The following is a 19,987-nucleotide window of genomic DNA, read 5'->3' on the forward strand; positions in this document are numbered from 1 at the left end:
TTGGCGGGTCGCGCGGCGCCCGCGGTGATAGTATCAGCCTTATGACCAACGCTGATCCGAAGCGTCCCGTCTGGTGTGAATCGTCTCCGGACGGATATTCGTATAGGGAAGGTCATCGGCTGAGGCAATTAAAAAATTTCGCAGTGTGACCTTCTTGCATAGACAGGTCATAGGACGGCGGCAGGAAGATCACACCGGAAGAATGATCGACCGGATTTCTCGCCGCGCGCCTCGCCTTCCATTATTGCGTTGCATAAATTGATCGGGAGGGCAGCGGCGCATCCATTCCGATGCTTCGCTGGACCATCGTGACAGAAGGTGCCGCCATGATCGCTTCCGCCGACCTCCGCATGTCCCGCAAGCTGGCCCTGCTGGCGCTGACCGCCGCATCGGCGATGGCGCTGCTCGGGGCCGGGCCGGCGGACGCCCTGCCCTACCGCGACACGTTGACCCAGTGGGCCGACCGGCTGGATGCCGCCGCGGTGGAGCTGGACCAGGCCCCTGTGCAGGCCTCCACCCGGATCGGGGAAGGCGGGCTGATGAAGCTGGGCAGCAGCGGCGAGCGTGTCGGCCGGCTGGCCCAGCGGCTGGCCGAACTCGGCCTGCTGCCGGCCGACAGGGTGTCGGAGGTGTTCACCGTCGACGTCGACCGCGCGGTGAAGGCCTTCCAGCTCGCCCAGCGGATGAAGCCCGACGGGCTGATCGGCGCCGGCACGAGGGCGGCGCTCGACCGCACGCCGGCCGAGGCCGCGGCCCTGATGCGGCAGAGCGCCGTCGCGATGCGCAGCTTCCGCGACACCGCCCCGGACAATATCCTGGTGGTGAACCTGACCAACCAGACCACAACCCTGGTCCGCGGCGGGGAGGAGGAGCTGACGATGCGCGCCATCGTCGGCCGGCCGTCGCGCGAGACGCCGCTGCTGACCGACCGCATCACCCACGTCATCGTCAACCCGACCTGGACGGTGCCGCCCACCGTTCTGAAGGAAGACAAGCTGCCGAACCTGCGCGCCAAGGGCACGCCCGGCATCCAGAACGCCATCGTCTATCTCGACGGGCAGGAGGTGGCGCCGGAAACGGTCGATTGGCACGACGTCACGCCGGGCCGTGTCCGCATCGTCCAGCAGCCGGGCGACCACAATGCGCTTGGCCGCTTCCGCTTCAACCTGACCAACCCCTACGACATCTATCTGCACGGCACCAACGAGCCGCGGCTGTTCGCCCGCGAACTGCGCTCGATCAGCTCCGGCTGCGTCCGCCTGGAGGATCCGCGCAAGCTGGCCGAGCTGCTGTTGCAGGGCACCAGCGTGACGCCGGAGCGGATCGACCGCATGCTGAGCAAGCAACAGCCGCAATGGGTCAAGCTGGCGGCACCGATGCCGGTGCAGTTCGTCTACTGGATCGCGACCGTTGAGGCCGATGGGGCGGTCCGCCTGCATCCGGACATCTATGACCGCCTGGACGATGCGCCGGCTGCGGCATCCGTTCCGGCGCCGCTGCCCGGCGCGCTGTCCGGCACCACGCCCGCCGCGGCCCCCGCGCCGTCCCCGGCGCCGTCTGCCATGCCGCCCGCCGGCCGTCAGCCCGACGCGGGCCGCGCCGCCATGCCGCTGGACAAGAGCGGCACGGCGGAAAAGTCGGCTGACAAGTCCAGCGTCTGAAGACGGCCGGACCGCGCGGCGCCCGCCTACATTTTTAGAGTCTGTCTGGTGCTTCAATAAGCACCAGACAGACTCTAATCTTTTTGTTTTCCGTGCGATTCACGCTTCAAGCGATTCCGCTTGAACCGATCGCACTCTAGGCCCGGCGCCGCGTCTTCTTGCTGCGGTTGGGCGGCACGGCGGTCGATGCCGCCTCTTCCGGCGTCGGCCAGACATCGCGGTCGCCGCGCATCGGGATGCCCATCTCTTCGCCCTGGTCGGCGAGGCCGGGCTGTTCTCCCTGATTGGCGATGCTCAGCACCGGCTCGACCGGCTCGGTGCGCATCGCCGTCGCTTCCGGGCCGCCGGCAGGGTTGGGCTTCAGCGTGTCACGATAATTGTCCTGGATGGCGATCTCTTCTCTGGCCAGCTCCCAATGGGCCTCGGAACGACCCTCCGGCCGGCCTTCATTTTCCCAGATCTCGTGCGCGCGCCGACGGATGCGGCTTTCCAAATCCTCGGCCATACGGGTCGTCTCCTTCACCGGTGGGTCTTGCATGGGGAGGCGGGAACGGCGCGCGGCGGCGACCGCCGCCCCGGTCCGCCCCGCCGGTCCTGTAATGAACCCCGCCGCTCCCCCGCCGGTTCCGGCGCGCGTCCGCCCAATGCTTTCGGACTCCCCGCACCCGCCACCGTTTCCGAACGGCAACGCCCCTGTGAAAAGCGGCGAAGCCGCCACAATTCCGCCGCTTGTCGTTTGAATTAACCCCATCGTGATGATATTGCACCGCCATCAACCGGCGGTCCGCAGACAGTGGCTGGGCCAAGCGACGGGACCGATATGTTGCGCATTTTCTGGCCGAATCCCGCCTCAACCAGCACCCGACTCCGGGCGGCCGACGCCGTCCGAAGCCATGGCCGCGCCCTGGCCCCGCTGGGCCGCGCCGGCCTGCTCAAGGTCGCTTTGCTGGCTTGCGTGCTCGGCCTGCCTGCCCTGCCCTCCGCCGCTGCCGAATCCACCGCGAAGCGCCCATCCGCCATAAAGGTGGAGGCGAAGCCTGCCGTTCCGGTGCAGGCCGCCACCCCCGCGGCCGCCCCGGCGCCCGCCGGTCCGGTTTTGCAGCTGGGCATCTATTCCCGCGACGGCGATGCATGGCTGAGCTGGAAGAATTTGCAGCAGCGCGAGCGGGACCTGACGGCGGGCCTGACCGCATCGGTCATGCCGCTGGACGGGAAGAGCGGTGCCGGCGTGGCGCTCTACGCCCAGGTCGGCAAGGGCACGGACGCGCGGGCGCTGTGCCGGCGGATCGTCGGTGCCGGCTTCGGCTGTCTCGTCGTCGACCGCCCGGCCGTGGCCGAAAAGCCGGCGGAGAAGGCGGCAACCGCCAGTGCCGCTGCCACTGTCACCGCTCCGTCCGCGCCGGCAGCGGGCGGCGCCTCGGCAATCCCGGCATTGGCCCCTGTCATGCCCGCTGCGTCGGCCCCTGCAACGGCAAAGCCGCCGGCCGTGACCGCGGCGGTTGCCCCGGCGCCCATGCCGGCCCCCATGCCGGCCGCCGCACCGGCCGAGGCCAAGCCGCCGCAGCCGGCCGGCAACCGCGAGACGGTGACGACCACCACCTCGTCCGTCCTGGCGCCGATCGGATCGGCGGTCGCCGCTCCGCTGGCGCCCCCGCCGCCGTCGGTGGCCAACGCGACGCCGCCGGTCGACGGGCTGATCATCTACAACGAGGAAGACGCCCGCACCATGGCGGACATCGAGCAGCACAGCCGCCGCAAGGGCCGGCTGCGCTCGGTGATGCCGGATTCGCGCTATGACGTGATGCCGGCGACGCTGAAGCGGGAGAACTGGAACCTCTGCGCCCTGACCTTCGACGACGGGCCGCACCGAACGGTCACCCGCCAGATCCTGGACATCCTGAACCAGGAAGGCGTGCGCGCCACCTATTTCCCGGTGGGCCGCATCGCCGAGCGGCAGGGCGACCTGATTCATGATTTCGTCGCCGCCGGGCACGAAATCGGCAACCACAGCCTGACCCATTCCGACCTGCGCAAGATGGACGCCGCCGGCGCCCGCTACGAGATCGCGGAGACCAACCGCATCCTGCGCAGCTTCGGCGCCAACCCGGTGCTGTTCCGCCCGCCCTATGGCCGCTATTCGGACGAGCTGCTGACCATCGCGCGGGACGAGCGCATGGGCTCCGTCCTGTGGTCGGTGGACACGCGCGACTGGCAGGTGCGCAACGCCGACAAGATCGTCAGCCAGATCAAGCTGGGCGGACTGCCGGGCAACGTCTTCCTGATGCACTCCACCTATCCCAGCACGGCGCAGGCCCTGCCCCGCGTCATCGCCGAACTGAAAGCCAAGGGCTGCGAGTTCGTCACCCTGTCGGAATGGCTGGAACGGGCGCGCGTCCTGGCGCTGCCGAAGATCGTCAATGCCGGCATGCCGTCACCGGGCGGGGACGGGGCGAGCGACCGCCAGTAAGCCCCGACCGCCGCCTGCCCGCCGCCGCCCGATGGGACTCAGCGGGCGCCCTTGCCGTCCTGCTTCCTGCGGTTCTGGGCGTATTGGCGGATCACCGCATCGACTTCCGTCGGCAGGATGCTCCAGGTCGCACCGACGCTGTCGCCCTTGATCTCCACCACCGAAACGGTCGCGTTGAAGGTGAATTTGCCGGCGGGATCGTCGACTCGCACCGACACCTTGGCGTTCTGCCCGACCACCAGCGACCCGTCGAACCCGCGGGCGACGAAGCCCTTCGGCGTCAGCGACACGATGGGATAGCTTTTTCCGTCGCACTGGATGACGCTGACCGGCATGCGGGCTGCCGGCTTGGCCGCCTTCTTGTCGGCCACCGAGACCTTCAGAAAATCGAAAAGCCCCATACCGCGCCCCCGGAAAGCCGCCCCCGCTTGCGACGGACGGAAGGGCGAGTGCCGCCCCTGCCCGCGATTAAACGCGGGCACGCTTCGCGTAGCAACGAAATCCTGTCGGGTTGCCGTCAGGGAAGAACCTGATGCCTCAGGGACGGCCGGCGCCCTGCCCGGTCTCCTGCCCGAAGCCCTGAATCGCTGCCCATGCCCGCTGCGCCCGCCTGAAGGACAGCACGGCGAAGGGCAGCAGGGTGACGAGGACCACCGCCATGCCGGCCATCACCGACAAGGCCCCCAGGGCATCGGCGGCCGGAAGCTGCGCAACCAGGCCGGCCATGAGGTGCAGGATCAGCGCCCCCAGCACCGATGCGCCCAGCAGCGGACCGAGCACGGCGGGCAGCCCGCCCAGGAGGCCCCGTGCCGGCGCTTCGGACGGCTTGGCGACGGCATCGCCGTCCGTCCATCCGGACCGGACCGGCCCAAACCGGACTGGCGCAGACCGGACCGCCGGGTATGGCAAGCCGGCGACGCCCCGCACAACGCTCCGCATTGGCACCTCCGCTCTGGCTGTTCTCGCCGCACCCCGTACGGTCTGATTCGCTTGGCCCAGTCGGGTTACCGAAGGAACCGATGCTGGAACTATAGGATGCTTTCTCCGGTCTGGCTAAAATCCAATGCGGCTACCCCCTTGCGCTGAGCGCCAACCCCATCCCTGCCCAAAGTAAAGGCATCTTATGGACAGGTTCATTGGATAGGCACGACGAAGGGCTTGGCCGCCGGCATCGCCCGCGGTCTCCACAGAGGCTGTGGATAACTGTGTGGGCAAGCCGTGGGCAGTCCCGATTCGCACAAGGCAATTCAAGGGGCCCACTGTGTTTGCCCAAAAATCAGGCAATCTGCGCAACCACCTGATTTATAAGAATAATCACGTTTTTCCGGCTGTCGGCGCCTCAGCGGCGTGTCAACTGAAATCTGTCACATTCCGCCGGACCCTGCGATTTCACACCCTGTTGTGCCCTGTTGACAACTGCTCCCAAGGGCATTGCACCATCGTTGCGGGTAAGGCGGCCACCATCGGCCGCCCTATGACCTTCGGGTAGGAGGAGTCCGCAACCCCCGGCGCCGCCTGGAGTGCGATCGGTTCAAGCGGAATCGCTTGAAGCGTGAATCGCACGGAAAACCAAAAGGCTAGAGTCTGTCTGGTGCTTCGATAAGCATCAGACAGACTCTAGCTTTCCGTCTTCACCCAGCAGCGCAGCACCTCGGCCACGCTCCAGGCCTGCGAGATGCAGCCGCGCGGGGTGAAAGGCGCCTCCGCATCGAAGATTTCGCTGATGGTGCCGATGCCGGCCTCGTCCAGATGCGGCAGGAAACCCTCCAGCAGCCGGCGCCCGCCCGCCTTGTCCTCCGGATGCAGCTTCAGCCAGGCATCGACATAGGGGCCGATCAGCCAGCCCCAGACGGTGCCCTGGTGGTAGGCGGCGTCGCGCGCCCGCAGGTCGCCGAAATATTTCGCCTTGTAGTCACGACAGCCCGGTGCCAGCGACCGCAGCCCGACCGGGGTCAGCAGGTGCTTGCGCACCGTCTCCACCACCGGCTCCCAGCGCTCGCGCTCCAGAACCGGATGGTCGAGCGAGACGGCGAAGATCTGGTTGGGCCGGCAGGCGATGTCGTCGCCATGCTCGCCATCCACCACATCGAACAGATGCCCGGCGGACGGGCACCAGAAGCGCGCGTTGAACGAGGCGCGCGCCTGATCGGCCAGCTCCTCCAGCGGGCGGGCGGCGGCCTCGCCGTCCTCCTCGCGCAGCCAGCCGGCCATCAGCCGCAGGGCGTTGTGCCACAGCGCGTTGATCTCCACCGCCTTGCCCCGGCGCGGCGTGACCACCCAGTCATCGACCTTGGCGTCCATCCAGGTCAGCTGGTAGCCCTCCTGCCCCTGGCGCAGCAGCCCGTCCCGGGGATCGACGCCGATGCCGAAGCGGGTGCCGCGGCGGTGGAAGTCGATCACCTCGCGCAGCTTGGGCAGCAGCAGGCGCAGCGTGTCGCGGTCGCCGGTGACGCCGAGATAGCGGTGCAGCGCATGGAAGAACCACAGGGTGGCGTCGGCGGTGTGGTACAGCCCGCGGTCCTTGCCGTCGGGGAACATGTTGGGGATCAGGCCGTCGCGGATGTAATGGCCGAAGGTGTGCAGGATCCACCCCGCCTCCAGATGGCGCCCGGTGGCGAGCGTAAGCCCCTCCAGCGCGATCATGGTGTCGCGGCCCCAGTCGGTGAACCAGTGGTAGCCGGCGATCACCGTCCGCACCTCGTCGCCCTCCGCCCGCGCCCGCATCTGGTCGGCGACGCGGCCGGCCGGCACGAACAGGAAGCTGTCGGCCGACAGCACCAGCTCCGCCATCGCACCACCGCGCAAGGTGGGATGGGCGTTCTGGATGATGCGGCGGCGGCGTTCCGCCTCGAACCCCAGCACATCGGCCGGCGGCAGGGCCTCCAGCCGCCACCAGTCCTCGGTCGCGGCGGCGAAGGTGATGCTCTGGCCCGCCCCGACCTCGCCGCTGAAATAGCCCGGCGTCCACAGCGACCCGCGCGACTGGTAGCCGCGTTCGTCCTCCACCCGGTAATAGACGTCGCGGCGGATGCCGCCGTCGAGCGTCATCGGGAAATCGCCGCCTTCGATCGCCATATTCAGCACCGGCAGGTCGGGTCCGGCCGACACCTCGTAGCGCTGTCCCGTCGCGGTGATGCGATAGGCGCCGGCCAGCGGCCGGTCCACCGCCGATTCCAGCGTGCGGAAGGCCAGCACCGGCCGCAGCCGCAGCTGTACCGGCGCCTTCGCCTCCATCACCCGGTATGTGACGTGGACGATGTTCTGGCCGTGCGGCAGGACGACCTGCTTCTCGATCACCGCCCCGCCGGCACGGAAGCGCCAGACCGGCAGCCCGGCCTCCATGCGGAACTCCTGCAGGGCGGCGGTCTGCCCCTCCTCCGCCTCGCCGCCGGCCGGATCGCCACCGCCTGGATCACCACCAGTGTCGCGGGAACTCAGCCGGTAGCGATGACCATCGGAGTCGATGACCACGTCGCTCAACTGGCTCAGCATCAGCACGCGGCCGAGCGGGGCCGGCAATGCGGCGATCAGCAGCCCGTGATAGCGCCGCGTCACCGCTCCCGACACCGACCCGGAGGCATAGCCGCCAAGTCCGTTGGCGACCAGCCATTCACGGGTTTCGGCACCTTTCGGACCGGTGTTCAAGACCTCGCGTGACAGGGTGCGGACGAAATCAGCCATGGTGGACCTATGCTCAGCTATCGGTTTCCTATCCTTGGGAAACCACGATGACCGGGGTTGTGTTGCCTCCCTCATCGTCGCTTTCCGTCGAAAAGCCATGTGCCGGTCCCAAAACCAGCGCCGCATGGCCGGGCAGCCGCCACGCTCCGTCCGGCTGCTCCACCGCCGCCGTGCCGCAACCGCCATAGGCGGGCTCCTCGCTGGACCACAGCACCGTCCAGGCGCCGTCGAGGGGTGGCGCCAGCAGCGGTTCGGCCATCACAGTCAGGGTAAGGTCGCGGCCAAGGTTGAGCAGGAGCAGCCGGTCGTCGCCCCCTTCCCCGAAGAAGCGCAGGACGAAAGCCTCCTCCCCCAGCACGGCGCCGTCCAGCCCTCCGATGCACTGGGCGGCGAAGACCGGGTCCTCGCGGCGCAGGCGCAGCAGGTCGCGGTGCAGCGCCCAGACCGCGGCGTTGCTTTCCCGCTCGCGATGGTCGAGCTTGCAGCGGGTGAAGCTGTCCTCGGCATGCGGCTTCGGCAGGGCCGCCTGCATCGCCGGCCCCGCGATGCTGGGGAACTGGGCCAGGAACTCCGCCCTGCCCTTCTCGACCAGTCCGGCCAGATCCGGCTTGTGGTCGGCAAAATAGAGGAAGGGGGCGCTGGCGGCGAATTCCTGGCCCTGGAACAGCATCGGTGTGCCGGGGCCCAGCAGGAACAATGCCGTCATCGCCCGCAGCCGGCCCGGCGCGGTCAGCGCATGCAACCGCAGTCCGCGCGCGGAGTTGGCGATCTGGTCGTGATTCTGCAGGAAGCTGACGAAGGCTGGGCGTGGCACGCCAAAGGCCGGCATGCCGCGCCGCTTGCGCTGCCAGCGATACCACTGTCCCTGGTAGAGGAAGCCGTGCTTCATCGCCGACACGAATTCCTGCGGTGTGCCGCGATAGTCGGTGTAGTAGGCCTCCATCCGGCCGGTCAGCGCCACCATCGCCGAATGGTGCAGGTCGTCGTTCCAGATGGCGCACAGCCCGCAGCCGCCCTCTTCGGCCGGTTTCACCATGCTGGCATGCTGCGGCTCGTTCTCCCCCACGACAATGGTGGCGCGCCCGCCGGCGGCCTGGCGCACGGCACGCGAGATTTCAGTCAGAATGTGTGGCTTGCCCTGGGCTTCGCTGCCGTCATTGATCGACTGGGTGGCGTCCAGCCGCAACCCGTCCAGGTGGTATTCCTCGATCCAGAAGGCGGCGTTGGTCAGAAAAAACTCCCGCACCGGCTCCGAATTGGGGCCGTCGAAGTTGATCGCCTCGCCCCAGTCGTTCCTGTAGCGGTCGGTGAAGTAGTCGTCGGCGAAGCATTTCAGGTAATTGCCGTCCGGGCCGAAGTGGTTGTAGACCACGTCGAGGATGACGGCGAGGCCCAGCCGATGCGCTTCGTTCACGAAGCGCCTCATGGCGTCCGCATCGCCATAGAGCCGCGTCGGCGCGAACAGGTTCACCCCGTCATAGCCCCAGCCGAAGCGGCCGGGAAACTCCGACACCGGCATCAGCTCCAGCACCGTCACGCCCAGATCGGCCAGCGCCGGCAGCTCCGCCAGCGCAGCGTCCCAGGTTCCTTCCGCCGTGAAGGTGCCGATGTGCATCTCGTAGATCACCTGCCCCTTGATGGCGCGGCCCTGCCAGCCCTGGTCGGTCCAGGCGAAGCGGTGCGGATCGACCAGTTGCGAAGGCCCGTGCGGCCCCTCCGGCTGGAAGCGCGACATCGGATCGGGATAGAGCATCTCCTTCCCGTCCAGCCGGAAGCGGTAGAGGCCGCCAGCCTCCAACTCCGGAACCGCCCCAGAGAAATAGCCGTTTCCCTCGTCGCCCAGCACCGTTGCCCGCCCGTCCGGTTCGGCGACCAGTTCCACCCGCTCGGCGTCCGGCGCCCAGATCCTGGCATGGGCGCCTCCGGGCAGCACCTCCACCCCGATGGGCCAGCGGCGTTCGACAGTGGCCTGCACCTGCTCGACAAGCGGAATTGCGGCGGAAATCGTCACGGCAACGGCCCCCCGGTGAGTGATGCGGATTTCCGCTGTGCCTACGCTAAACAGGAGCGAGGCGGTGTGATCACGCCGGAGGTGGAAAATTGTTTCGAAAACTATGGACTTAGCGGCGGGTTCGGCGACCGGATGAGCGGCCGGGCGATGCCGCGGGAGGCCGGTCGATGCCGCGGCTCCTCACCTCTTGCCACCTCACCTCTTGCCGTTGGGAACGAAGCCGCCGCCGGTGATCTCCATCCCCGCCATGTCGAGCCCCATGCCCCGCGCGCCCTTGGCGACGGCGGCGCGGACCTGCCGCATCCGCGCGGGATTGCCCCTGGCCTGCTCCACCGCGGCATCGATCAGCGCGGTCTGGACCAGCAGAGCCTCGGCAAGCTCCTGCTTCCCGGCATCGGACGCCCTGGCGGGGCCGCCGGCACCGTTCAGCGCCTTTGCCGACTGGGCGCGGACGGCGGCGTACATGTCGCGGCCCAGCGTGTCGTTGTCGCCGCGCGTCGCCTGCCAGGCGGTGATCCACCACAGCGCATAGACATCCGCGAGATTGTCGGTCCGCAGGCCGACGGGGGCGATTGCCGCCGCGATCCGCTCGATGATGTCGCCCTCGGCGAACAGCCGTTGGAGATCGGCGGCGCCGTTCGGATCGACCGCCCGCGTCTTGTCGACGAAAGCGGCCAGATTGGCGCTGCGCCGCGCCTTCGACGGCGTGAAGCCCAGCCGCGAGACATCCGGCGGCGGCGTGGTGCGCCGTTCCTGCTCGTTTCTCAGTTCGCGCAGATGGGTGCCGAGGATGTCCGTCTGGGCAATCGACGGCACCAGGGTGCTCCACGACCAGCCGTCGATGATCGACTGCTGGGCGGCCGCGTCGCTCCCGCCCAGCGCGACGGCCAGGACCACGACACTCAGACTCCTCCTCATCCCACCGTCCTTTCTCCCAGCTCCGAAGAGGGAGAGCGGACGACAGGCCGGCCGGCCTGGAAAGAGGCCCGATGGAGGTATCGCTTCCGGGGCAAGGCTCCCTCACACCCGCTCGCCGAAGCTCCGTGCGGCGGCATCGATCACCAGCGGGTGGGCGCGGAGCGCGGTCAGCGCCGCCTCGACCTTGTCGTCGCTGACCTCCAGCGTCACCACCACGTCGGAGCGGTCGCCGCGCTCGGCATCCCGCTCCTCCCGCCCCTGCTGCACGACGGTGCCGAAGCGGTCGCGCAGGCTGCCGACGATCTCGGCCTCGACGCCCCGGCCGCGCTCCGCCGGATAGGCATAGACCAGTTCCATCTGTCCCTCCCTTCGCTTCAACCCTGCGGCGCGAAGACGACGCGCAGGCAGTCGTCGGCCTTCTCCTTGAACATGCGGTAGGCCTGCGGGCCGTCGTCCAGCGGCAGCCGGTGCGTCATCAGGTAGGAGGGGTCCAGCTCGCCGTTGCGGATATGCTCGAACAGCCGCTCGGCATAGCGCTGGCCGTTCTGCTGGCCCATGCGGAAGGTCAGGCCCTTGTTCATCGCCGCCCCCATCGGGAACTTGTCGATCAGCCCGCCATAGACGCCGACGATGGACAGGGTGCCGCCCTTGCGGCAGCTCTCGATCATCTGGCGCAGCACCGCCGGCCGGTCGGTCTGCAATCCCACCGCCTGCTTGGCCCGGTCATAGAGATCCTCCACCGCGTTCGACCCGCTGTCGGCCTCCATGCCGACGGCGTCGATGCAGACGTCGGGACCGCGCCCGCCGGTCATCGCCTGAAGCGCGTCGAAGATGTCGACCCGGCTGTAGTCCAGCGTCTCCGCCCCCGCCTTCATCTGGGCGGCGCGCAGCCGGTCGGGGAAGCGGTCGATGCCGATCACCCGCTCCGCCCCCAGCAGAGTGGCGCTGCGCATCGCCATCTGGCCGACGCCGCCGCAGCCCCACACCGCCACCACGTCGCCCGGCCTGATGCCCGCCATGTCGGCGGCCATGTAGCCGGTCGGCACGGCATCGGACACGAACACCGCCTTCTCGTCGCTCACCCCGTCGGGCACGCGGAAGGCGTTGAAGTCGGCATAAGGCACGCGGATGTATTCGGCATGGCTGCCGGCATAGCCGCCGAAGGCGTGGCTGTAGCCGAAGATGCCGGCACCGCAATGGCCGTAGGCGGTGCGGGCATAGTCCGGATTCGGGTTGGAGTTGTCGCACAGCGAGCTTTCGCCGTGCTGGCAGTGCCCGCAATGGCCGCAGCCGATGATCGACACCGTGATGACCCGGTCGCCGCGGTTGAGGTAGCGGACCTCCGGCCCCTTTTCGACGATCTCGCCCAGGAACTCGTGGCCGATGATGTCGCCGGGCCGCATGGTCGGCACATAGCCGTCGATCAGATGCAGGTCCGACCCGCAGACCGACGACAGCGCCACCTTGACGATCACGTCATGCGGATTGACCAGCACCGGGTCGGGCACCCGCTCCACCCGCAGATCGTTGGTTCCGTTCCAGCAGAGCGCCTTCATTCCGTCGCCTCCCGGAAGGGGCCGGAGGTTCCGCCGCGCGGCTGCCGTTCGATGGTGGACAACTCGCCCGTCTCGACCCGCTGCTTCAGCCGGCGCAGCGCCTCCTCCGCCTGTCCCGCCGGCGAGGTGCCCAGCAGCGCCGCCACCTCGGTCGCCGGCACGCGGTAGACCAGCGTCAGCCGCACCTCCGTCCCGCGGTCGCCCGGTGCCGGGCTCAGCATCAGCGAGGCGCGGTGCGGCAGGGCCGTCTCGCCCACCGTATGCCAGGTCAGCAGCCGGTCCTCGTCGACCCGGTCCAGCACGCAGCGCCAGTTCGGCGCCTCAGTCGCCGACGGTGTCGCGGATTTGCCGATCCAGCGGCTTTCGGTCGCCGACAGCACATCGACCCGCTCCAGCTGCGGCATCAGCTTCGGCAGGTTGGCGAAGTTGCGCCAGAAACGGAAGATCGTCCCGGCATCCGACGCGATGGTGACCACCGCCTGCGTGCGTTCCGGCGTCAGCGACCGGCGGCGGGTGGCCGGACCCTGGTGGCGCCACGCGCCGGGGATCTGTGCCGTGCCGAGCGACCGCTCGCCGAAGGGCCGCAGCCCGAGGGCACCGGCGGCGAACAGGCCGGCGCCGCCCAGCGCCATCATCGCCCCGCCCCAGCCCGGCCGCTGCAATCCCAGAACGCCGAGTGCCGTACCGCCGACCATGGCGAGCCAGCGGCCGCCGGTGGCGGCATCGCCCGATCCCGCGCCCGCAAGGCCGGAACCCAGGCCCGAGAGGAGAGAGTCCGGCTGCGGCCAGCGGCCGCCCCGCCCGGTCAAACTGTTCGACGCCATCGCCGCTCCTTTCCCGTCTGTGCAAAGAACCATGGACAGAGAACAGCCGGGTTGCGGCTTCGTTGCCTCGCCCGCCGCCTCACCTGCGGTGGTAAGCGGCAACCGCGGGGCGTCTGCGCTGTTATACCAGGGTCAGAAAGTTTTGACTTTTGACCCTGGTATCGGCCGCGACGGCGGCCGCGCGGGCACATGCCCGCGAAGCCAAGGCCCGCGGACGCGGGCCGCCCGGCGTCTGAGGGGCTGGAAAGTGCCGACCGCAGGTCGGAACTTTCCAGCACTGGTATAAGTCTCCACAGCAAGGATCGGATGGGAGGATCGCCGTGCCTCTTCTGGACGCCACCATGGGCATCGTCGACGCCGAGGGCTTTCGGCCGGCGACACTGGAAACCGACCGCGGCCCTGTCCAGGCCCGCTTCTACCCGGTGCCGGACGGCGAACTGGCGGTGCTGTGGGTCGGTGGGGTCGGCGGCGGGTTCGACAGCCCGGCGCGCGGGCTCTATCCGCGCCTGTCCGCGGATTTCACCGCCGACGGGATCAGCTCTCTGCGCCTGCGCTTCCGCGATTCACGCGACCTGGGGGAGGCGGTGTACGACGTGCTGTGCGGGCTCAGCTTCCTCAGCCGGCAAGGCATCCACCATGTGGCGCTGGTCGGCCATTCCTTCGGCGGCGCGGTGGCGATCCAGGCGGCGGCGTCGAACCGGGGCGCGGTCTGCACCGTGGTGACGCTGGCGACCCAGTGCTACGGCACCGATCCGGTCGGCGACCTGTCCTGCCCCATCCTGCTGATCCACGGCGAGGCGGACGAGATTCTGCCGGCCAGCTGCTCCATCCACGTCCACCGCAAGGCGGGCGAACCGAAGAAGCTGGTTCTGGTCCCCGGCACCGGCCATGCGCTGGAGGAGGCGTCGGAGGCGGTCTGCCGCGAGGTGCGCGACTGGCTGAAGACCTACCTGCTGGAGCGATAGGCCCTGCTGGAGCGAAAGGCTCTGTCGAAACGACAAGGGGCGCCACCGGCGCCCCTCTCGAATTCCCTCAGCTCTCCTTGGCCTTGTGCGTGTCGCTGATCGGCTGCACGCCCGCCGGCTGTTCCTGCTGCTGTTGGGGTTGCTGCTGTTGGGGCTGCTCCGGCGGGGCCTCGCGCCGCGGCGGGCCGGCCTTCACGTCCTGATAGACCGCCTTGGCGATCTCCAGCAGCTCCTCCTTCGACAGGCGGCCGGCCAGGGCGTAGGCCAGCGGCCCTTCGACCCAGTAGAAGGTCGCCACGTCGCCGTTCTGGGTGAAGCTGAAGTTGGACTGGTTGCCGCTCTGCGGAGCGCCGACGAACAGGGTGATCCGCTTGTTGCCGTCGTTGGCGTACATGTACTGGGCGCCGGCACCGAGGTCGGTCGGCAGCGACCGGCCGCCGATCAGGCGATAGCCGACGCGGCCGAGGTCCGGCCCGAACACGTCGCGGCCCATCCGCTTCGACAGCCAGCCGTTCAGCTCGTCCTGATTGTCGGCGCCAAGCTCCACCTGGAAGCGTTCGTCCGAGGTGTAGAAGCGGTGCGCCTGGGTGGCTTCCTGGGCGAAGGTGGCGAGCGTCTGGCGCTGCTGGGCGACGGGGGCAGCGGCCTGCTGGTCGGCCCCGCGGCCCATCCAGCCGCCGGCGGCACCGGCGACCACCAGCATGACCGCCGCGGCGAAGCGCACCAGCGGACGGGCATGCCAGGCCGGACGGTTGTCGTTGAAGGCGACGCGCCCCTTCAGCCGGTCGGACAGCTCCTGGACCCGGTCGCTCGGCGGCTCGCGCAGGACGGTGTCGAACATCTCGTGCAGCAGCATCGCCTGGGCGCGGTAATCCTCCGCCCGGCGTGCCGCCTCCGGATCCTCGGCCAGCCATCGCTCCACCGCCAGACGGCGGTTGCCGTCCAGCTGTCCATCGACATAGGCGTGGAGCTCGTCCTCCGTGACCCGTCCCAGTCCCTGATGCGCGTTCATCACTTCACCCGCCGGAGGGTAACGCCACCCTCGTTCGCCAGTTTCGCCCGCACCGCCTCGCGCGCCCTCGACAGGCGCGACATGACGGTCCCGATCGGCACGCCGAGCATGTCGGCGACCTCGTCGTATTTCAGGCCCTCCAGCGCCACCAGAAGCAGCACCTTGCGCTGTTCCTCCGGCAACTCGTCGACCGCGCGCATCATCTCGCGCAGCTCGACACGCTCCTCCTGCCGGGGCGGGCTGACCAGCTTGGATTCGACGTCGTCGACGTCGACCTCCTGCGGCCGGGCAGCCTTGGAACGGACCTGATTGACGTGAACGTTGTGCAGGATGGTGAAAAGCCATGCCCGCAGGTTCGTCCCCGCCTGGAAGCTGTCGGCACGCGCCACCGCGCGCGTCAGCGCCTCCTGCACCAGATCCTCCGCATCCGCGCTGTTGCGCATCAGCGCACGCGCGTAGCGCCGCAAGGACGCGATGTGGACTTCCAGATCGACCCCGAATTTGCTCAACCGCGCACCCGATCCTTAACCGATCACGCCACGGCTCACGCCATGGCCTCCCCCTTCTGCCGACAAGGCGGACGGGGCGACGAGGGCGCCGCAACTCCAGAGGCCGGGCCGGCTCTTTCGACCCTGCGGCCGAAAGGGGGGACCCGATGCATATGGGTGCGAACGCGCGCCGCGCATCCTTTATTCCAGACTTTATGAGGCTTGCAGCAAAATTTGTGCGGTACCGCCACGCTTGTGCCGAAAAGGCTTCAGAGCGGCCCCGTCAGTTGCCGGCCAGGGCAATCCGCCGCTCCGCCAATGCCGCCAGATCGGCCCGCAGCCGCTCCACCGGCCCCGACCAGTCGCCGGGAACCGTCTGGCGGTAGAGCCGCGCCGTCGGATACCAGGGCGACTCCTCACGCCCGCGCAGCCAGCGCCATTCCGACCCGGCATGCAGCAGCACCGACACCGGCCGCCCCAGCGCGCCGGCCAGATGGGCCATGAAGGTGCAGGAGCTGATCACCACATCCAGCTCGCCCAGGGCTGCCGCGGTGTTGTCCATGCCCTGCAACGCGTCGCCCCAATCGACGGTGCCGGCGGGCAGCGGCAATTTGGCCATGTCGCCACGCCCTTCCCCGAACTGCAGCACCACCGCCGTCGTCCCCGGAATGCCGAACAGCGGCAGCAGCGGCTCCAGCCGGGGCGAGCGGACGCGATCATAGCGGAAATGCACCGAACCGGCCCAGACGATGCCGATCCTCAGCCCCTCCAGACCCGCGGCCCTCCCGGCCCAGAGGGCCTTGGCCGCCTGCGAGGCGTGGAGATAGGGGATGTCGGCTGGAATGCTGCCCAGCTCGGTCCCCATCCGATGGACCAGGCTCATCACATGGGCATGCATGTCGTAGGGCGGCAGTTCCTCCTCATAGCCGAAGGCGGCATCGACGATGCCGGAGGACCGCAGCAGCCCCAGCAGGTTTTCCTGGCCGCAGAACAGCACCCGCATGCCCTGCGCCCGCAGGATCGGCGCATAGCGGATGAACTGGATCGCATCGCCTATGCCACGGTCGGCATGGATCAGCAAGGTCGCCCCCGGCCGGATGCTGCCGTCCCAGTCCGGCCGGTCGAAACGCCGCGGCGGCTGGAACAGCGGCAGCCGCACCCGCTCCTCATAGAGCGCCGCCCCCTCGCGCAGGCGCCCCATCAGCATCAGCGCGCTGCCCTGCCCGACCGCCGCCTCCGCCAGGGCCGGGTCGAGGCGGCGGGCATGGGCGAAGGCCGCCACCGACGCTTCCGCCCGATGCCGTTGCAGATGCGCGAATCCGAGATTGCTCCAGCTTGCCGGATCGGCCGGATCGAGCGCCAGCGCCCGGCAGAGCGCCGGCTGCGCCTCCTCGATCCGTCCCGCCTCGACCAGTTCCGCCCCTGCCGCGGCCCAGGCCGGCGCCGTGCCGCGAAGCCGGGCCAGCCGGGCCAGCTCCGTCGCCGCCGCCGGCATGGCCTGCCGGCGCAGGGCTTCCGCCAGATTGTTCAGGCTGCGCCCATGGTCGGGCGCCAGCCGCAGCGCCGCCCGGTAAAGCGCCAGCGCCGCCGATTCGTCGCCGCTGCCCAGCCGCAGATCGGCGAGATCGCAGAGCAGGTCGGGAGCCAGCGCGCCGGCAAGCGCCGCCCGATGCAGGACGGCCGCCGCCTCTTCCGCCCGCCCCAGCCGTTTCAGGCAGGCCGCGAGGTTGCGGGCATAGGCGGGATTGCCCGGCGCGCTGCACAGCGACCGCCGGAACGGCGCCAGCGCCCCCACCGCATCGCCGCTGCCGATGGCGGCGACGCCGAGGATGCTCCAGCCATCGCCGCGCCCCGGATCGAGCGCCAGCGCCTGCCGCAACGCCCTGCGCGCCGCTGCCGGCTCCCGCCGCTGCAACGCCGCCGCCGCCGATTGAATGAGTTGGAGAACGTCACCCACGAATATGCCCCCGCCATGCCCCCGATCAGAGTGTTGGGTCGGTCGGGGAGGCGTGGTGGGCCCGGCCGGATTTGAACCGACGACAACACCGTTATGAGCGGCGCGTTCTAACCGCTGAACTACAGGCCCTACCGCGGGGCGCACTTTGCGACAAAGCTTTGGGGAATTGCAACCCCTCGTTCATCGTTCCGACGCGGAAACCCGAAAACGAAAACGGGGGCCGATTGGCCCCCGCTTCGTCTCGAAAAGTACGCTTCCCGATCAGGTATCCCAATCAGGTATCCAGGAAGCTGCGCAGCTTGCGCGACCGCGACGGGTGCTTCAGCTTGCGCAGCGCCTTCGCCTCGATCTGGCGGATACGCTCGCGGGTCACGTTGAACTGCTGGCCGACCTCTTCCAGCGTGTGGTCGGTGTTCATGCCGATGCCGAAGCGCATGCGCAGCACACGCTCCTCGCGCGGCGTCAGCGAGGCCAGGACACGGGTCGTCGTCTCGCGCAGGTTCGCCTGGATGGCGGCGTCCAGCGGCAGGACGGCGTTCTTGTCCTCGATGAAATCGCCGAGATGCGAATCCTCCTCGTCGCCGATCGGCGTTTCGAGGGAGATCGGCTCCTTGGCGATCTTCAGGACCTTGCGGACCTTCTCCAGCGGCATCATCAGACGCTCGGCCAGCTCTTCCGGGGTCGGCTCGCGGCCGATCTCGTGCAGCATCTGGCGGCTGGTGCGGACCAGCTTGTTGATCGTCTCGATCATGTGGACCGGGATGCGGATGGTCCGCGCCTGGTCCGCGATGGAACGGGTGATGGCCTGACGAATCCACCAGGTGGCGTAGGTCGAGAACTTGTAGCCGCGCCGGTACTCGAACTTGTCCACCGCCTTCATCAGGCCGATGTTGCCCTCCTGGATCAGGTCCAGGAACTGCAGGCCGCGGTTCGTGTACTTCTTGGCGATGGAGATGACGAGACGCAGGTTGGCCTCGACCATCTCCTTCTTGGCCCGGCTCGCTTCCTTCTCGCCCTTCTGGACGGTGGAGACGATGCGGCGGAACTCGTTGATCGGCAGACGCGCTTCCTCGGCGACGTTCGAGATCGACTCGCGCGTCTTGCGGATCTCGGCGTCGTACTTCTCAGCGAACTTGCCCCAGGTCTTGGGGTTCAGGCCACGGATGCGCTCCAGCCAGTTCGGGTCCAGCTCGTGGCCGAAATACTGGTTCAGGAAGTCCTCGCGCTTCACCCGGCACTCGGTGGCCATGCGCAGCAGGCGGCCTTCGAAGCCGGTCAGCTTGCGGTTCAGACCATAGAGCTGCTCGACCAGCTGCTCGATGCGCTGGTTGTTCAGGCGGACGGTGTTCATCAGCTCGACCATTTCGAGCTTCAGCTTGTCGTACTTCTTGTCCGTCTGCTTGGCGACGTCCTCGCCGCGCTGCATCGACCCCATACGGGACTCGTGCAGCTTGTGCAGCTTGTCGTAGGTCGCCTTGATGTTCTCGAAGGTCTCGATGACCTGCGGCTTCAACGCGGCTTCCATCGCGGACAGCGACAGGCTGTTGTCGCCCTCGTCGCCTTCCTCGCCCTCTTCGCCCTCGCCTTCGGCGCGCGGCGGACGCGGCTCGTCGCCTTCCTCACCGGCCGGCGCATCGGCACCGGCGGCGGGAGCGGCGGCGGCGGCGCCTCCGGGGACGGCGCCAGGGGTGCCGGCGGCCTCGACCACCTCGGCAAGACCCTCAGGAATCTCCTCACCGTCCGGGCCACCGCCATAGGTGGCGTCCAGATCGATGATGTCGCGCAGCAGCATCTTCCCTTCCATCAGGGAATCATGCCACTCCAGAATGGCGCGGATGGTCAGCGGCGATTCGCAGATCGCGCCGATCATCATCTCGCGGCCGGCTTCGATCCGCTTGGCGATGGCGATTTCGCCTTCGCGCGACAGCAGCTCCACCGACCCCATCTCGCGCAGGTACATGCGCACGGGGTCGTCGGTGCGGCCGATGTCGTCGTCGTCGAGATTGCCCGACGAACGGCCCTCGCCTTCGCTACCGGCCTCGCCGCTGTTCTCCGAATCCTGCTCTTCCGATTCGACGATGTTGATGCCCATCTCGGACAGCATCGCCATCGTGTCTTCGATCTGCTCGGACGAGGACGAATCCTGTGGCAGCGCTGCGTTCAGCTCGTCATAGGTGACATACCCGCGCTCCTTGCCGCGGGCGATCATCTTCTTGACGGCCAAACCCATGCCGTCCATCAGAGGACCGTCTGCGGATTCCTCCCGCGTTTCGGAAACTTCCACGCTGTTCGCAGCTTTCGTGGCCATGCGATCGGTGCCCCCGCATTACCCCAGTGAATAAAGACGAAAGGAGCGCCCGGTCCCGGTTTCCCGGCCCGTCCGCCCCACCCCCAAACCATGTATCTACCCAGAACCCGCCATCACAGAAACTGTCATGCGGCCCCGT

At 68.6% G+C, this 19,987-nt stretch carries 16 protein-coding genes and 1 tRNA gene; 3 read left to right on the forward strand and 14 right to left on the reverse strand.

The window, feature by feature from the left end; all coding sequences use genetic code 11:
• Window positions 1-326: 326 nt before the first annotated feature.
• Window positions 327-1,661, forward strand: a complete 1,335-nt coding sequence (locus tag CRT60_RS30365) for a L,D-transpeptidase family protein (protein WP_098741104.1) — start codon at window positions 327-329, stop codon at window positions 1,659-1,661.
• 136 nt (window positions 1,662-1,797) lie between these two features.
• Here the strand turns inward: CRT60_RS30365 and CRT60_RS30370 are convergent, their stop codons facing one another.
• The gene (locus CRT60_RS30370; protein WP_098740168.1) at window positions 1,798-2,166 is read right to left on the reverse strand and encodes a DUF2934 domain-containing protein; all 369 of its coding nucleotides are present in this window, start codon (window positions 2,164-2,166) and stop codon (window positions 1,798-1,800) included.
• A 315-nt stretch (window positions 2,167-2,481) separates the two neighbouring features.
• On the opposite strand from CRT60_RS30370, the gene CRT60_RS30375 reads away from it, so the two are divergent.
• Window positions 2,482-4,128 (forward strand): polysaccharide deacetylase family protein, encoded by a 1,647-nt coding sequence (locus tag CRT60_RS30375; protein WP_098740169.1) that lies wholly within the window; start codon window positions 2,482-2,484, stop codon window positions 4,126-4,128.
• A gap of 38 nt (window positions 4,129-4,166) precedes the next feature.
• Here CRT60_RS30375 and CRT60_RS30380 read toward each other — a convergent pair whose 3' ends face one another.
• The 8 genes from CRT60_RS30380 to CRT60_RS30415 all read right to left on the reverse strand — a co-directional run bounded on the left by CRT60_RS30380 (window position 4,167) and on the right by CRT60_RS30415 (window position 13,118).
• The gene (locus tag CRT60_RS30380; protein WP_244592850.1) at window positions 4,167-4,529 is read right to left on the reverse strand and encodes a hypothetical protein; all 363 of its coding nucleotides are present in this window, start codon (window positions 4,527-4,529) and stop codon (window positions 4,167-4,169) included.
• Between the two features lie 136 nt (window positions 4,530-4,665).
• The gene (locus tag CRT60_RS30385) at window positions 4,666-5,067 is read right to left on the reverse strand and encodes a hypothetical protein (protein WP_098740171.1); all 402 of its coding nucleotides are present in this window, start codon (window positions 5,065-5,067) and stop codon (window positions 4,666-4,668) included.
• 678 nt (window positions 5,068-5,745) lie between these two features.
• Window positions 5,746-7,809, reverse strand: coding sequence for an amylo-alpha-1,6-glucosidase (locus CRT60_RS30390; protein WP_098740172.1), 2,064 nt, complete (start codon window positions 7,807-7,809; stop codon window positions 5,746-5,748).
• Window positions 7,810-7,837: 28 nt separating this feature from the next.
• Window positions 7,838-9,820 carry a malto-oligosyltrehalose trehalohydrolase gene (treZ, locus tag CRT60_RS30395; RefSeq protein WP_244592851.1) on the reverse strand — a complete coding sequence of 661 codons (1,983 nt, stop codon included), beginning with the start codon at window positions 9,818-9,820 and terminating at the stop codon, window positions 7,838-7,840.
• A 195-nt stretch (window positions 9,821-10,015) separates the two neighbouring features.
• Window positions 10,016-10,738 carry a DUF6683 family protein gene (locus CRT60_RS30400; RefSeq protein WP_161958134.1) on the reverse strand — a complete coding sequence of 241 codons (723 nt, stop codon included), beginning with the start codon at window positions 10,736-10,738 and terminating at the stop codon, window positions 10,016-10,018.
• A gap of 102 nt (window positions 10,739-10,840) precedes the next feature.
• The gene (locus tag CRT60_RS30405; protein ID WP_098740174.1) at window positions 10,841-11,095 is read right to left on the reverse strand and encodes a hypothetical protein; all 255 of its coding nucleotides are present in this window, start codon (window positions 11,093-11,095) and stop codon (window positions 10,841-10,843) included.
• A gap of 17 nt (window positions 11,096-11,112) precedes the next feature.
• Window positions 11,113-12,294, reverse strand: a complete 1,182-nt coding sequence (locus CRT60_RS30410; protein WP_098740175.1) for a zinc-dependent alcohol dehydrogenase — start codon at window positions 12,292-12,294, stop codon at window positions 11,113-11,115.
• Entirely contained in the window at window positions 12,291-13,118 is an 828-nt protein-coding gene (locus tag CRT60_RS30415; RefSeq protein ID WP_098740176.1) for an SRPBCC family protein, read from the reverse strand. Before CRT60_RS30415 ends, CRT60_RS30410 begins: the two co-directional genes overlap by 4 nt.
• Window positions 13,119-13,438: 320 nt before the next feature.
• Between CRT60_RS30415 and CRT60_RS30420 the strand changes: the two genes are divergently transcribed.
• On the forward strand, window positions 13,439-14,083 hold the full coding sequence (locus CRT60_RS30420) for an alpha/beta hydrolase (protein WP_098740177.1): 645 nt from the start codon (window positions 13,439-13,441) through the stop codon (window positions 14,081-14,083).
• Window positions 14,084-14,150: 67 nt separating this feature from the next.
• Here CRT60_RS30420 and CRT60_RS30425 read toward each other — a convergent pair whose 3' ends face one another.
• From CRT60_RS30425 to rpoD, 5 genes are all read right to left on the reverse strand, one after another.
• Window positions 14,151-15,095: an anti-sigma factor family protein gene (locus tag CRT60_RS30425; RefSeq protein ID WP_098740178.1), complete on the reverse strand. Its 945-nt coding sequence runs from the start codon at window positions 15,093-15,095 to the stop codon at window positions 14,151-14,153.
• Complete coding sequence (locus CRT60_RS30430) at window positions 15,095-15,604, reverse strand: sigma-70 family RNA polymerase sigma factor (protein WP_042703142.1); 510 nt, start codon at window positions 15,602-15,604, stop codon at window positions 15,095-15,097. The genes CRT60_RS30425 and CRT60_RS30430 overlap by 1 nt, the downstream gene beginning before the upstream one ends.
• A gap of 262 nt (window positions 15,605-15,866) precedes the next feature.
• Window positions 15,867-17,540: a tetratricopeptide repeat protein gene (locus CRT60_RS30435; RefSeq protein ID WP_098740179.1), complete on the reverse strand. Its 1,674-nt coding sequence runs from the start codon at window positions 17,538-17,540 to the stop codon at window positions 15,867-15,869.
• Window positions 17,541-17,593: 53 nt separating this feature from the next.
• A tRNA-Ile gene (locus CRT60_RS30440) sits at window positions 17,594-17,669 on the reverse strand.
• Window positions 17,670-17,814: 145 nt separating this feature from the next.
• Window positions 17,815-19,848: an RNA polymerase sigma factor RpoD gene (gene rpoD, locus CRT60_RS30445; RefSeq protein ID WP_098740180.1), complete on the reverse strand. Its 2,034-nt coding sequence runs from the start codon at window positions 19,846-19,848 to the stop codon at window positions 17,815-17,817.
• Window positions 19,849-19,987: the final 139 nt, after the last annotated feature.

It is taken from the genome of Azospirillum palustre (assembly GCF_002573965.1).
Lineage (GTDB): Bacteria > Pseudomonadota > Alphaproteobacteria > Azospirillales > Azospirillaceae > Azospirillum > Azospirillum palustre.